Origin of the sequence: Alteribacillus persepolensis (genome assembly GCF_900099605.1) — a bacterium.
Classification (GTDB): domain Bacteria; phylum Bacillota; class Bacilli; order Bacillales; family Marinococcaceae; genus Alteribacillus; species Alteribacillus persepolensis.
Window position 1 is genome coordinate 1 of sequence record NZ_FNDK01000018.1, and the last position, 13,445, is coordinate 13,445.

Here is a 13,445-nt window from a genome sequence, read left to right on the forward strand (position 1 = left end):
TACTAAGAACGCACACGTCCTGTGTGCAACGTAGAAGTCACCACTTCCTGTGGAAGCACGTCCTGTGGCGGGCGTTGAAGTCACCACTTCCTGTGCATCTGAGCGAGCAGGCGCTTTTTCTGGACCATGAAAACGCCGAACTTTTATCCTTTCTTTCCTTATAAACATAGAAAAGGCTGTCTAAAGGGCAACCCCTTTTTAAGACAGCCTTTTCACTTTTACTTTTCACGTTTAAGTGAACGTTTCAAGTTTTGTACTGTTTCTTTGCGGTGTTCATTCTTTTTTTCAATTTGCTGCATTTCGTCTTCACTCAGCGCAGCTCCATGTTCTTTCGCAAATTCCGTCGTGCGGTTTACATTTTCTTCGGTATCAGAAATGATGTTTTGAATTTCTTCTTTTCGGTTATGACGCGGACGGTTATTTTTATGGGTCATGGTTGATACCTCCTTTAAGGTTCATCGTTAGTTTGTGACGATTTCCGGCCTGTATGAGATGAAAAAAATGCCGGCTTATAAGAAAAGCCTAAGCGCCTGGCAAGAGGTATGTTCGGCTACGGGGAAGGGACTTCGGTTGTGCATGTTTTTAAAGTATTAGAAAAGACGGTTTCATAATCCTAACGCTTCTTCTAATGCTTGTCGGTTCATTGGGCCGTAAAAGGTTTCGCGCAAGACCCCATTTTCATCAATGGCGTATGACACTGGTACTCCTTGCACTCGAAATGCTTCGATGCCATCTCCGCTCTCATCCAGCAGTACCGGCATTTTCAGCTGTGCCTGTTTGACAAATTGTTCTACATCTTCTTTTTTATACTCTTGTGTTGTTGCATTCACCGCAATAATGTTTATATCGTTTTTATTTTCTTCATAGTATCTTGATAATTTCGGCAATTCTTCCTGGCAAATGCCGCACCAGCTCGCAAAAAATACAAATAAAGACGGCTTGTTAAAAAAAGCATCTGTTTTATACACGTGTCCGTCTAGCCCGCCAAGTTCTATCGATGGAGCCTGCTGGCCCGTTTGTGCTACTTGGCTGCCTGCGGCTACTTGTACCGCTTCTTTTGCTGGATTGTTTGAGGCTTGATAAAATAATCCGGTAAGCAAAATCACACCGCATAAAGACAGAAACATGAGCCGTTTTCGTACGTAGTGCATAAAGAAACACTCCTTTCAGCAAAATGTGAGGTGAGAACATGCTGGTAATATTACGCACACTTGTTTATATGTTCACGGGACTGGTTTGTATTGCCATTCTTTTTTCTGCACAGTTCCCTGTTCTTTCAGAATGGCCGCTCGCTCTCCTGCTTGTGGTAACCGTTGTGCTGCTGGCGGTATACATGGGGTTGAAACATCGTTTGTAGCGCATCGTTTTTTGCAATCGAGAGAATCACTTCTGCACTGTTTTCCTCTCTAATTCGACGCAGCCGGCGTTTCATCTGTTCTTGTTTCAATGGATGAAGCAGTAACTCTTCGGTTGTTTTTTTTAATTCAGAAGGTGATTTCACCCATACTGCCGCCTGATGTTTTGTTAAACAATGGGCATTGTGCTCTTCGTGTCCAGGAAGCGGTGCATAAATCAGGATCGGCACTTCACTATGAACAGCTTCAGCCATCGTCATGCCGCCTGCTTTGCTAATAAGAAGATCCGCTGCCCGCAGCATTTCTTTAAAATCGCGCGTAAACGGAATAATATGAATGTCGTGATTGTCCGATGCAGTGTCATACACCCAATTGCCTCTCCCGCTTATCATCACAATCGTTGCTGGAACACAAAGCGATTTTAAAATATCTCCTGCCTCTTGATAAGGAAAAATACCGTCACCGCCGCCGCTAATAAGGATAAGCGGTTTATTTGGACTCCATCCGTATTTTAGACAGCATTCTTTTTTTGACAGGCGATAGTCACTCATATGAATCGGAATGCCAGCCGGATATACCATTTGATCGACTTTTTTCCAGCTTGTCTCTTCTGCTTCCGAGACGAACAAACCATTCACGGCAGAATGATGAGAAAGCGGCGGTGTCCAATAATCGGTGGAGACACTATAGAGAGGGATGTCCCATTTTTTGCGCTGCTTCACTTCACCAGCCATGGCAGTTAAGAGCGGATGAACCGACAAGACGATGTCTGCTTGCAGCGCTTGTTCGATTTGCTTTTGGTATAAGAATGATAAACATGTCACTATGGTGGATAATAAAGCAGAATGCGATGACTGCATCCATTTCCTCCATATTTGTGGACAAGTCAGCAGCATGCGTTCATATACTTTTTTACTCATCTCATAGAGAGAAGGTATTTTTGTTTCGAGCGGTTTCACAATCGCAGCTGTATCATTGTGCGCGGTAATGGTTTTTTTTAACTGCATTGCTGCTTGGTTATGACCGCTGCCATAAGAAGCAGTTAAAATATGAATATGCATGCGTTCGTCTCCTTCATCGGTTTGCCATAGTATATGCGGACAATTTTTGAGACATGCATAGCGCGCAAAACCGGTTTACTCATGCCGGGAGTTTCGATATGATAGAAAAGAGATGATACAAGGAAACGCCGTTTACATAGAAAGGAATGGAGAAAAATGACACGAGTTTTTTCAGGAATTCAGCCGAGCGGAACGTTAACGCTCGGAAACTACTTAGGGGCATTACAGCATTTTGTCGGGCTTCAAGATGAGCATGAATGCTTTTTTTGTATCGTGGATCAGCACGCAATTACTGTGCCGCAAGATAAAGTAAAACTGCGCCAAAACATTCGCAAGCTGGCAGCTCTTTATTTAGCGACAGGTATCGACCCAAAAAAATCGACGCTGTTTATCCAATCAGAAGTTCCGGCCCATGCGCAAATGGCTTGGATTATGCAATGTGTGTCCTATATCGGTGAGCTGGAGCGAATGACACAGTTTAAAGACAAGTCTGCCGGCAAAGAAGCCGTCTCTTCCGCTCTGTTAACATATCCTCCACTAATGGCTGCGGACATTTTATTATATAACGCCGATATCGTTCCCGTTGGAGAAGACCAAAAGCAGCACATGGAGCTGACACGCAATTTAGCGGAGCGTTTTAACCGCAAATATAACGATATTTTTACCGTGCCGGAAGCACAAATTCCACAAGTTGGAGCGCGGATTATGTCCCTGCAGGAACCAACGAAAAAAATGAGCAAATCAGATGAAAACCAAAAAGCATTTATTTCGATGCTTGATGACGAAAAAACGGTTATCAAAAAAATCAAAAGTGCTGTCACAGACTCAGAAAATGAGATTCGCTTTGACCGTGAAAACAAACCAGGCGTATCCAACCTCATGTCTATTTATTCTTTGTCGACTGGAAAGAGCTTGGAAGAGATTGAACAGGACTTTAGCGGCAAAGGTTATGGGGATTTCAAACAAGCAGTGGCAGAAGCAGCAGCCGGCTTGCTTCGGCCAATCAGAGAACGCTATGAGGAACTGATTCACTCCGACGAACTCGATGATATTTTAGATGAAGGAGCAGAACGTGCTCAACGTGCGGCCTTTAAAACCTTGAAAAAAGCTGAACGAGCAATGGGGCTTGGCCGCAAACGCAGATAACACATACGATAACAACGTTCTATAGACGTTATTGGGGGATTCCCTTATTCTCTTCTGCTGACAGAGTATTCGCCTGCTGTCTGCGGGGCGGCGGCGAAATGCCGCAAAAAGAAACCAGCTGCATAAGCTGGTTATAAAAAAATACCATGGTTACCATCTGGAGGGATGGCGTCCATGGTATTTTACGTTAAGGGCTTTTGATACAGCCCCTTTATTATGCTATGTTCTCTGTTCCTGCTGTGCGTTACGTGATGTATTTTCGTTCCAATTAATACCCTTTTTGTTTTCTCCAAATCTTACCTATTATAACACTGAAAACAATCGTACCGACCGCATACAAAACAGTCAAAATCTGCATTGATAGATAAGCTAGTCCGTCCACTACTACCCCTCCTGTCTTACCTTCTATTCCTCTTTATTATATGGAATGACAGGCATTCTGTAAAGACGGCCAGCCGAAAGGGAAATATGAGGCAATGGCTCACATTTCTTTCGGTTTTTCTACTTCACTTCTTCTTCGTGATGCAGATTCCAGATCTTTTCAAAAAACGGCTGGCCTTTGATCATTTTTTTGCATAATTCATAATGAGCGTCGGACCAATCATGCTTCACTTCTTGATACAGCCTTTGCCAAGCCGACTCTTTGTCAATATGCTGCATTTCTTCGTATCCGGCTGGATTCCACTCCGTATACCAATAGCGGACTTCTGCTGTTTCCCCAGACGTATACAATTGATCAAGTGCCATGAACAACAATTGCTTTAATTGGCGTTCTTTTCTCGTTAATCCCGCCATATATTGTGGATGCGGAGATAAAATGTGGTATTCTTTTGGCGGCACCTGCTCTTCTACATCAAAACATTTTTCTTCTTTTGTTTCATCCATGATTTCGTTGACAAGGCGCTCATGCTTTGGAGTAAGACGGCTTTTTCTAATTGGTGTCTTATAGCCCAGAGTGTCAATGGCCATAGCACGTTCACCATCAAACATAATGAAACAGTAATCCAATGTTACTCTTGTCATGTTTTTACGCAGTGTACTTTTTTGAAACACTTCACTCAGCAGTTCTTCTGGAACATCTTCCATTCGATTTTCAATGTAGTCAAATAACTTTTCTGTGACCTTCACAATTTCCGCTTGATCCAGCACTTCAATTTGATCTTCAGAGTGCCATTCATGGAAAGGACATACATTGTACCCGTTTTCTTCGCCTTCAAACCAATTAATCCAGACATCACGGATCCGGGCCATGGTTAAACCCTCCTTGCTATCCATTAGTATCCACAGTATAGTCAGAGAGAAAATGTTTTATTCTTCCTGCCCTTTCTTTCTTTTACTTTTTTTCCGGCCAATAAATACTCCCAACGATAAGAAGAAGTCCCGCTGCAAAAACCATCGCTTCCGTGCTTTTTACGATAAACTGCAAATATTCGACCATTGTCAGTCCAGCAGGAATATAGTTCATGTAAGCAATTAAACTAATTCCACCGGCCGCTGCCAGCCCAAAGCCTACCATCATCATGAATATTCTAGCGAACATCTCTTTTCGCTCCCTTGTCTTTCAAGTCAAAGACAATTTCTTTGTCATGTTCTATCATTAAAAACGAGGAAGCGCCATGAGTGACAGCTTTTTTTCTAATACTTGTCGTGCAAATGGTCTTGTAAATAGAGAGACTTTCTTGATGTGCAAAGGAAAATCCTCTATTCGCCTAACATTTTCCTAGTAATAATTGTTCGACATGGGCTTTATTTTATAAAATATGACTATATGCCAATCATCAGGAACAACGATAATCCATAAGGCGCTTACGTTTTATTCTAATGTATGCAGGAGGGATGCTTATGTCCACTCATCGGGAATATCTTCAACAAAAATTTTATAAAAAAATGGAAAACTATGATGAGCTCGTTCGTGATATTAATGAGCGTGCCCGCCATTTAGGCAACGAAACCTATTTAACCCACCTTCGGCTTTATAAAGAGCAAAAAGATCAAATGGAAGATATTATGCGTTATTTTGACCAAGCAGGGGTTGAGCCTTCCAAAAACACAACAGAAGCTATTTTAACGCTGGCTTTACAGGAATTTCACCAATACTTAATGGGAATAAAAAACGGAGAAAAATAACAAACATGGAGGACATATATGCGTGTGATTACAACACATAAAATGATGGATTTTGATGGACTGGCTTCTTTAATTTGTGCCGCCAAGCTTTATCCAGACGCGGTAATGGCTCTGCCTGCGGAGCAGACAGCACCCGTGCGTGACTATCTAGCACTCTACAAAGACACATTTCCATTTGTTTCAGCCAAAGATGTAACCTGGGAAGAGGTGAATCATCTTGTCATTGTTGATACGAACAATGTTCACAGAACGGATGCACCAACCGGACTTATCAAAGCAGACGATGTATGTATAACAGTGTATGACCATCATGCGCTTTTAGAAGAAGAAAAGTCGGACGTTATCCAGTATTATGTCGAACGGACTGGCGCCGCGGTAACAATACTACTAGAAGAATTAATCAAACAGCAGATTCCTCTTTCTTCCTATGAAGTAACGTTGTTTGCACTCGGCTTGTATACAGATACCGGTTCCTTCATGTATCCGTCGACGACGGTTCGTGATCTGCAGGCAGCGGTTTACTTAAAAGAAAATGGCATGGACTTAGATGTTGTGCAGCAATTTGCAGAACGTTCGCTGTCCGAACCGCAGCAAAACGCTTTCCAATCGCTGTTACAGTCTGCAGAACACGTACCGCTCGAGGGGCTTGATATCGTTATTGTTTCGATGGAAACAGACAACTATATAGCGGGGTTAAATGACATCACATCCAAAGTGTTAGAGATGACAGGCGCCCATGCTGTTTTTAATGTCACACAGCTGAAAAATAAAGTGGTCGTCATTGCCCGGGCAGCCTCCGACAGAATAAATGTCCTCCCTCTTATTAAGACGTTAAGCGGCGGAGGACATGAAAAAGCCGCTGCTGCCACAATAAAAAATGCGGCGCTAGATGAGACACTGCCAACAGTGAAAGAACAGCTGCCTTCCATTATCACACGAGCGCTAAACGCAGAAACGCTCATGTCCTCCCCTGTCAAAACGCTGGAGGAAGAAACGACGATAGATGAAGCAAAACAGCAAATGCTTCACTTTGGCCATAATGGATTTCCAATTATCAATCATGACGGAAACCTCGCAGGTGTCATTTCAAGGCGTGATGTTGATAAAGCACACGCTCACGGCCTTGGACATGCTCCTGTCAAAGGATTTATGACTAAAAATCCTGTCACTATTACAAAAAGAACCTCATTCGAAGAAATGCAGCAACAGATGATCAGTCATAATATCGGACGTCTTCCTGTTCTGGAAAAAAAACGTGTTGTTGGTATTGTGACACGTTCGGATGTGGTAGAACATATGCATCAGCATGCAGACAATCATCTGCCCATGGACTTAACTGCCCGCATGCGGGAATATATTCCATCTGATTATTATCAATTGATCCAAACGGCAGGCCGCCTTGCAGCCGGCATGAAGATGGAAGCGTATTTGATTGGCGGCATCGTTCGGGATATTTTATTAAAAAAACCAAATGAAGATGTCGATATTGTTATTGAAGGAGACGGCACAGCATTTGCTGATGCTTTTGCCAAAGAAACCGGCGGCAGCGTCACATTGCATGATACGTTTCAAACAGCAACCATTTCCACAAACACGGGAAGAAAGATTGATGTATCAACATCACGAGCTGAATATTATGAAGAACCGGCTGCTCTGCCTGTTGTTGTCCGCTCGCGGCTAAAAGAAGACTTGAGCCGGCGTGACTTTACGTTAAATGCCATGGCCATATCTCTTTCACCAGAATCATTTGGCACGTTAATCGATTATTACAATGGCCATAACGATATGCAGCAAAAACGTTTACGCGTCTTGCATAACCTGAGCTTCGTTGAAGATCCGACACGTATTTTGCGTGGTATCCGTTTTGAACAACGCTTTTCCTTTCATATGGATCCACAAACCAAGAGCTTTCTCCGCTACGCAACACGCTCGATTGCTTTACTCAGCCATACACGCATTGTCGCCGATATGAAGCGCCTGTTCGACGAAACAGACCCAGTAAAAAGCATAGCACGCCTGCATGAACTAGGCGTACTAGAACACTTTTTACCTGGAGCTGTGTGGAATGAAAAAGCATCTGCGTCGCTGCAAGCACTGCTTGGTTTCTTACAAACGTATCCCCGCTTTATAGAAGCGGAGGACAAATGGTTCTTTGTGACAGCTTGTCTGTATACAGACAGTGAACGCTCAGCAGATACATTGGAGAATATAGCCGTGACAAAGCCGCAGAAAAAAACAGCACACCATTTTATCACGTGGCTGCAACACGACAGCGAAGAGATATACACTTCTTTTGGAACATTTCATCATGCTGCCCGCTCCCTTGAAGACGGTGCGCTGCTTTTAGCTGCTGCCAGTGCGGCTGGCAGCCAGCAAGAAAACAAAGCCTCCTTTATTTTGTCCTATATAAAAAAACGGCAGCACATGCCTGCCTGGATTTCCGGGGATGATATCAAAGCACGGGGGGCAGCACCCGGTCCTGCTTTTGCCGATTATTTACTTGCCGTAGAGAAAGCTACATTAGACGATGACGTAAAAAATCGCCAAGAGGCACTAGCATATTTAGACGATGAAATGCGAAAAAAGGAAAAATAAACCGATAACACTCAAATTTTCACATGATCTTGTCATTTAATATTCAAACAGATGTAACATATCTGTTATAATCAAGGTTGAGTGTTTGAGGGGGTTAATTTCGGTGAGTAGAAAAAAGAGAAGAACATCATCGATGAAGAAAAAATTATACGTGCTCATGGCGTTGATTATTTTATTGTTTGCTGGCATCAGCATGTTTACAGTCTCTAAAAGCGCACAACCTTTTGCAGATGAACATAACGACCAGCAATCCAGTGAAGATTTGTCACATTCCAATGCTACCAGCCTGGCAAAAGAAAATCATGACCCAAACGGTCAGCCTGCAAAAGAAACACAGCAAAATACAAAGGAAGACCTTACTTTTTTGCTGGTAGGAGTGGATGATGAAGAATCAGGTGCCGCCCGCACCGATACGATTATGGTCGCAAACGTGCAGCCTAAACATGGAGAGGTAAAGCTTGCTTCCATCATGAGAGATTCTTATGTAGAAATACCAGGATATCAAAACAATAAAATTAATGCTTCCTTTGCTTATGGGGGCGTCGAATTATTGAAAGAAACGGTTGAACAAAACTTTGGCATCGACATTGACTATCACGCGACCGTCAACTTTGACGGTTTTGTAGATGTTGTTGATACACTCGCTCCTGATGGACTAGAGGTAAACATTGAGGAACGTATGTATTATCAAGATCATTCCGGGGAAGTGAGTATTGATTTTCATCCCGGCACCCACCATTTAAATGGCGAAGAAACACTGGATTACGTCCGCTTTCGAAGCAACGACAAAAACGATTTTGGACGAGTGGCACGTCAACAAGAAGTACTTGCTTTATTAAAGGATGAATTGTTTTCTGTTGCAAGTATCACGAAAACACCACAGCTAATCGGAGCCATTCATCCAAATTTTGAAACCGACGTATCCACGAGCAAAATGCTGTCGCTCGGAAAAGACATCTTATTAAATCCAGTAGAAAATATTAACACACTTCGCATTCCGGTAGAAGATTCATTTGTAGACGAACGGTACAGTCATGCTGGAGCTGTGCTGGAGTTAGATATGAAAGAAAACAGCCAGCAGCTGCAAAATTTTCTTGATGGGAACCTCGAGGAAAACAGACAAACGGCCTCTCGCAGCGACAGCACAAAGACAGAATAAAAACGACTGCCAGCTCGTCCTCTGCCGAGCAGCAGTCGTTTTTTCATTACGCTTCAAATTTTTTGAACACTAACGTTGCGTTATGGCCGCCAAAGCCTAAGGAGTTGCTTAATGCTGCTTGAATATCCACTTCACGTTTTTCATTGGGCACATAATCAAGGTCACAGTCAGGATCTGGTTCCATATAATTAATGGTTGGCGGAGCAATGCTGTCGTTCATAGCTTTTATCGTAAATATCGCTTCTATAGCACCTGCTGCTCCTAACAGATGACCTGTCATCGACTTGGTGGAGCTGATCATCATATTCTCGGCATGATCACCAAATACATTCCGCACCGCCAATGTTTCAAACTTATCGTTATACGGCGTACTTGTTCCATGGGCATTCACGTATTGCACTTCTTCAGGCTGTAAGCCGGCGTCGTTCATTGCCTGGCTCATTGACCTCGCAGCCCCTTCGCCTTCTGGAGCCGGTGCTGTCACATGGTAAGCATCTCCTGTTGCGCCGTAGCCTACAATTTCTGCGTAAATATCCGCTCCACGCTTTTTGGCTGATTCCAATGACTCGAGCAGCAAAATACCTGCTCCTTCTCCCATCACAAATCCACTGCGATTTTTATCAAATGGACAAGACGCCGTTTTTGGGTCATCTGATGTGGTCACTGCTTTTGCAGTGCTGAACCCTGCAACAGCCATACTTGTGATTGGCGCTTCAGCACCGCCTGTAATCATCGCATCCGCCTCGCCGCGCTGGATGACTTTGAACGCATCACCAATGGAGTTGGTTCCAGATGCACATGCTGTAACCGTACAAGAGTTAATCCCTTTTGCACCAGTAATAATCGATACTTGACCGGAAGCCATATCTGGAATCATCATCGGCACAAAAAATGGACTCACCCGCTTATAGCCTTTTTCTTTAAATTTATTAAATTGCTGCTCATACGTTTCCATGCCGCCGATGCCAGATCCAATCCACACTCCTACGCGTTCCGCATTTTCTTCGGTAATTTGATAATCGGCATCTTCTAGTGCCATCAGCGCCGAAGCGACTGCAAACTGCGTAAACCGGTCCATTTTTCTTGCCTCTTTTTTATCAATAAATGATGTCGCATCAAATTCATCTACTTCAGCAGCCACATTCATTGGAAAATCGTCTTTATTTACCCGCGTCAATTCTCCGATGCCTGAGACACCATCTTGAATATTCTTCCAAGAGGATTGAACATCCAATCCCACTGGATTGACAGTTCCCAACCCAGTAATTACCACACGGTTCTTTTTGTCCATTTGTTTTCTCTCCTTTGCCTAAATTTCCGGTTCAAGCAGGGAAGATTAACGTCCCCAGCGAATTGCTGCTCCTCCCCATACAAGACCTGAGCCAAAACCGACCATGACGACGAGATCTCCGTCTTTTATTTTACCATTTTTTATTTCTTCTACGACAGCTATCGGGATAGATGCTGACGAGGTATTACCGTATTTATGAACAGTTGCTGCCATTTTTTCTTTAGGAAGTTCGAGTCGCTGGCGCGCTGCTTCCATGATCCGGATATTGGCCTGGTGCGGCACGAGAAAATCAACATCATCTTTTGTCAGCCCTGCTTTTTCAACGACTTCTAGAGAGGTTTCTCCCATTTGGCGCACAGCAAATTTAAATACTTCACGCCCGTTCATAATGACTTTCGGATCTTGGCGAATATGCATCGCACCACTGCCATCTGCACCCAAATCCCAAGCAAGTATTCCTTTTCCTTCCGATACGGGTCCGAGCACCGCTGCTCCTGCTGCATCTCCAAATAAAACAGCCGTGTTTCTATCTTCCATGTCCATCACTTTCGATAACTTCTCGGCTCCAATAACAAGGACATGATTGTACGTGCCATTTTTAATAAACTGTTCGGCGGTAGACATCCCATAAATAAACCCTGCACAAGCAGCACTAATATCCATCGCTGCTGCGTTTACAGCTCCGAGTCTGTCTTGTAACAGTGCGGAGACAGATGGAAACGGATAGTCCGGTGTAACCGTTGCTACTAAAATCAAATCCAGCTCTTCTGCATGTAAGCCGGCGTCTTCTAGTGCATCCACAGCTGCATAATATGACATATCTGATGTGTTCACATCATCATGGGCAAATACTCTTCGCTCAATACCTGTTCTTGTTCGAATCCATTCATCACTGGTATCGAGTGTTTTTTCAAATTCCTTATTTGTAATTTCTCTTCCTTCATTATAACTTCCTATACCCCAAATACCCACATTTCTCATAAATGATGCTCCTCCTCTAATTGACCAAAAATATATGCGCAAACCTGCTCTGTGGTATTATTTATGATTTTAACACTTCCTCTTATGACCTGGTTTTAAGTTTAAACCAAATCGTATTCATTGTCTAGCTGCGTCCTTATTCTGCAGGCAGCTTTCCCGGCACAATATTCAGCTTTCCGTATATTTCAATATTTTTGCTGGATTTCCTCCCACCACAGCTCTACTCGGGACATTTTTTGTGACAACAGCACCAGAAGCTATGACTGCATCATTTCCAATGGACACGCCTGGATTAATGACTGCTCTTCCGCCAATCCATACATTGTTACCAACCTTCACTGGTTTCCCGCACTCTTTTCCTGACAGTCTTTCTTTCGGGTTAAGCGGATGGTGTGGGGTATAGATATGTACACCCGGACCAATCAGGCAGTTATCCCCGATGTTGATTTCTCCAACATCTAAAAAGACACAATCCATATTCATGAAAACATTGCTGCCAACGTGTATATTATAGCCGTAATCACAACGAAACGGCGTTTCCATATTGATATTTTCTCCGAAGCTGCCAAACAGCTGCTCGATAATGCGTTGGCGTTCTTCATCCTCTATTTCTGTCGTTTTATTCAGCAATCGTGTGAATTTTCTCGCCTGCTGCCTTTCTTCGATGAGTTCAGGATCCTCAGGCCAGTACATTTCTCCGGCCAGCATCTTTTCTTTTTCTGTTTTCATTCATACACCCTCTTTTATTACTTTTCGTTACTTTTTCCTATATTGTTGAACTGCTGCAAAAAATATAAAGAAACTCCACTTATCGGCGCCGAGCTCTTGTGTCAAAAGCCGCCGCTCTGCTTACCCTTTCATCTTTTCACAAAGATGAACGTTTCTAATGCGCAAAAAGAAGACCAGAATTCACGGAGAATTCTGGTCTTCTATCCTACTACACATGAACAGTTACGTCTGCATCTTCACGAAGCTGTTCAATCAATGTTTGAGCTGCTTCATTTTCTTTTTGCATTTTCACTTGCTCAGTGAGATCTGCTTTCATTTCTTCAAAAGACGGTATGTCTTCTACGCCCATTTGTTCTTGCTGAGCAGTCGTTTGATCATAAGCTTCTTGCAGTTCTTCTTCTGTTGGCTCTACATCACCAGCTTCTTCTGCAATCAACTGATCAATTTTTACTTGTGTTTCAATTTGTGACATAATTTCATCTTCACTCATGCCTTGTTCTTCAAAAGCTGCGAAGAGATCGTCTTGTGATTCCATGCCATTTTGTTCGACCAATTCATCCACTAATTGATTGACGTCTTCCTCAGAAGCTTCAAAACCACGGTCGCCCGCTTCCTGAATAAGCAGTTCTGTGCCAACCATACCTTCCGCTACTTGCTGCTTTAATTGATCTTGATCTACTTCTTGCCCTGTCATTTGTGACTGCATAGCAGCTCGTTGAAATTGGCTTTCATATGTTGTCGTAAATTCTTCTTTTGTAATGGATTCCCCATTCACTTCCGCTACAACATCAGGAACGCTGTCTATATCTGGCTCAGGCATTTCTGCTTGTTCTTGGCCTTGCCCTTCACCTTGTCCTTCACCTTGTTCAGTTTCTTCTTGGGCATTTTCTTCGCCGCCATTTCCTTCTTCTCCTTCATCTCCGCCGCAAGCGGCCAGCATGGAGATGGATATGGCAAATGCTGCACTTAATAACCACTTTTTACTCACACTCATTCTCCTT

At 43.3% G+C, this 13,445-nt stretch carries 13 protein-coding genes; 4 read left to right on the forward strand and 9 right to left on the reverse strand.

Features of this window, described 5'->3' with window-relative positions; genetic code table 11:
- Positions 1-218: 218 nt before the first annotated feature.
- From BLT18_RS12860 to BLT18_RS12870, 3 genes are all read right to left on the reverse strand, one after another.
- Entirely contained in the window at positions 219-434 is a 216-nt protein-coding gene (locus BLT18_RS12860; RefSeq protein WP_091274776.1) for a hypothetical protein, read from the reverse strand.
- A gap of 171 nt (positions 435-605) precedes the next feature.
- Positions 606-1,151, reverse strand: a complete 546-nt coding sequence (locus BLT18_RS12865) for a TlpA family protein disulfide reductase (protein ID WP_091274778.1) — start codon at positions 1,149-1,151, stop codon at positions 606-608.
- Positions 1,152-1,276: 125 nt separating this feature from the next.
- On the reverse strand, positions 1,277-2,416 hold the full coding sequence (locus tag BLT18_RS12870) for a glycosyltransferase (protein ID WP_091274780.1): 1,140 nt from the start codon (positions 2,414-2,416) through the stop codon (positions 1,277-1,279).
- 156 nt (positions 2,417-2,572) lie between these two features.
- Between BLT18_RS12870 and trpS the strand changes: the two genes are divergently transcribed.
- Entirely contained in the window at positions 2,573-3,562 is a 990-nt protein-coding gene (trpS, locus tag BLT18_RS12875) for a tryptophan--tRNA ligase (protein ID WP_091274782.1), read from the forward strand.
- Positions 3,563-4,063: 501 nt separating this feature from the next.
- On the opposite strand, the gene BLT18_RS12880 is transcribed toward trpS, so the two are convergent.
- The gene (locus BLT18_RS12880) at positions 4,064-4,813 is read right to left on the reverse strand and encodes a DUF3603 family protein (protein WP_091274784.1); all 750 of its coding nucleotides are present in this window, start codon (positions 4,811-4,813) and stop codon (positions 4,064-4,066) included.
- Positions 4,814-4,895: 82 nt separating this feature from the next.
- Positions 4,896-5,102 carry a hypothetical protein gene (locus BLT18_RS12885; RefSeq protein ID WP_091274786.1) on the reverse strand — a complete coding sequence of 69 codons (207 nt, stop codon included), beginning with the start codon at positions 5,100-5,102 and terminating at the stop codon, positions 4,896-4,898.
- A 302-nt stretch (positions 5,103-5,404) separates the two neighbouring features.
- Between BLT18_RS12885 and BLT18_RS12890 the strand changes: the two genes are divergently transcribed.
- The 3 genes from BLT18_RS12890 to BLT18_RS12900 all read left to right on the forward strand — a co-directional run bounded on the left by BLT18_RS12890 (position 5,405) and on the right by BLT18_RS12900 (position 9,443).
- Positions 5,405-5,689, forward strand: a complete 285-nt coding sequence (locus BLT18_RS12890; RefSeq protein ID WP_091274789.1) for a hypothetical protein — start codon at positions 5,405-5,407, stop codon at positions 5,687-5,689.
- A gap of 18 nt (positions 5,690-5,707) precedes the next feature.
- Positions 5,708-8,284 carry a CBS domain-containing protein gene (locus BLT18_RS12895; protein WP_091274793.1) on the forward strand — a complete coding sequence of 859 codons (2,577 nt, stop codon included), beginning with the start codon at positions 5,708-5,710 and terminating at the stop codon, positions 8,282-8,284.
- Between the two features lie 103 nt (positions 8,285-8,387).
- Positions 8,388-9,443 carry an LCP family protein gene (locus BLT18_RS12900; RefSeq protein WP_091274795.1) on the forward strand — a complete coding sequence of 352 codons (1,056 nt, stop codon included), beginning with the start codon at positions 8,388-8,390 and terminating at the stop codon, positions 9,441-9,443.
- Between the two features lie 46 nt (positions 9,444-9,489).
- On the opposite strand, the gene fabF is transcribed toward BLT18_RS12900, so the two are convergent.
- The 4 genes from fabF to BLT18_RS12920 all read right to left on the reverse strand — a co-directional run bounded on the left by fabF (position 9,490) and on the right by BLT18_RS12920 (position 13,438).
- Complete coding sequence (fabF, locus tag BLT18_RS12905) at positions 9,490-10,734, reverse strand: beta-ketoacyl-ACP synthase II (RefSeq protein ID WP_091274807.1); 1,245 nt, start codon at positions 10,732-10,734, stop codon at positions 9,490-9,492.
- Between the two features lie 45 nt (positions 10,735-10,779).
- Positions 10,780-11,715 carry a beta-ketoacyl-ACP synthase III gene (locus BLT18_RS12910; protein ID WP_091274809.1) on the reverse strand — a complete coding sequence of 312 codons (936 nt, stop codon included), beginning with the start codon at positions 11,713-11,715 and terminating at the stop codon, positions 10,780-10,782.
- 168 nt (positions 11,716-11,883) lie between these two features.
- Positions 11,884-12,444 carry a sugar O-acetyltransferase gene (locus tag BLT18_RS12915; RefSeq protein WP_091274811.1) on the reverse strand — a complete coding sequence of 187 codons (561 nt, stop codon included), beginning with the start codon at positions 12,442-12,444 and terminating at the stop codon, positions 11,884-11,886.
- Positions 12,445-12,652: 208 nt separating this feature from the next.
- Positions 12,653-13,438 (reverse strand): SurA N-terminal domain-containing protein, encoded by a 786-nt coding sequence (locus BLT18_RS12920; protein ID WP_091274813.1) that lies wholly within the window; start codon positions 13,436-13,438, stop codon positions 12,653-12,655.
- Positions 13,439-13,445 lie beyond the last annotated feature (7 nt).

Bases quoted from the DNA above. Each gene is read 5' to 3' on its own strand.
- BLT18_RS12870 (WP_091274780.1), bottom strand. From the start codon at position 2,416: ATGCATATTCATATTTTAACTGCTTCTTATGGCAGCGGTCATAACCAA.
- BLT18_RS12860 (WP_091274776.1), bottom strand. From the start codon at position 434: ATGACCCATAAAAATAACCGTCCGCGTCATAACCGAAAAGAAGAAATT.
- trpS (WP_091274782.1), top strand. From the start codon at position 2,573: ATGACACGAGTTTTTTCAGGAATTCAGCCGAGCGGAACGTTAACGCTC.
- BLT18_RS12920 (WP_091274813.1), bottom strand. From the start codon at position 13,438: ATGAGTGTGAGTAAAAAGTGGTTATTAAGTGCAGCATTTGCCATATCC.
- fabF (WP_091274807.1), bottom strand. From the start codon at position 10,734: ATGGACAAAAAGAACCGTGTGGTAATTACTGGGTTGGGAACTGTCAAT.
- BLT18_RS12915 (WP_091274811.1), bottom strand. From the start codon at position 12,444: ATGAAAACAGAAAAAGAAAAGATGCTGGCCGGAGAAATGTACTGGCCT.
- BLT18_RS12865 (WP_091274778.1), bottom strand. From the start codon at position 1,151: ATGCACTACGTACGAAAACGGCTCATGTTTCTGTCTTTATGCGGTGTG.
- BLT18_RS12910 (WP_091274809.1), bottom strand. From the start codon at position 11,715: ATGAGAAATGTGGGTATTTGGGGTATAGGAAGTTATAATGAAGGAAGA.
- BLT18_RS12895 (WP_091274793.1), top strand. From the start codon at position 5,708: ATGCGTGTGATTACAACACATAAAATGATGGATTTTGATGGACTGGCT.
- BLT18_RS12885 (WP_091274786.1), bottom strand. From the start codon at position 5,102: ATGTTCGCTAGAATATTCATGATGATGGTAGGCTTTGGGCTGGCAGCG.
- BLT18_RS12880 (WP_091274784.1), bottom strand. From the start codon at position 4,813: ATGGCCCGGATCCGTGATGTCTGGATTAATTGGTTTGAAGGCGAAGAA.
- BLT18_RS12890 (WP_091274789.1), top strand. From the start codon at position 5,405: ATGTCCACTCATCGGGAATATCTTCAACAAAAATTTTATAAAAAAATG.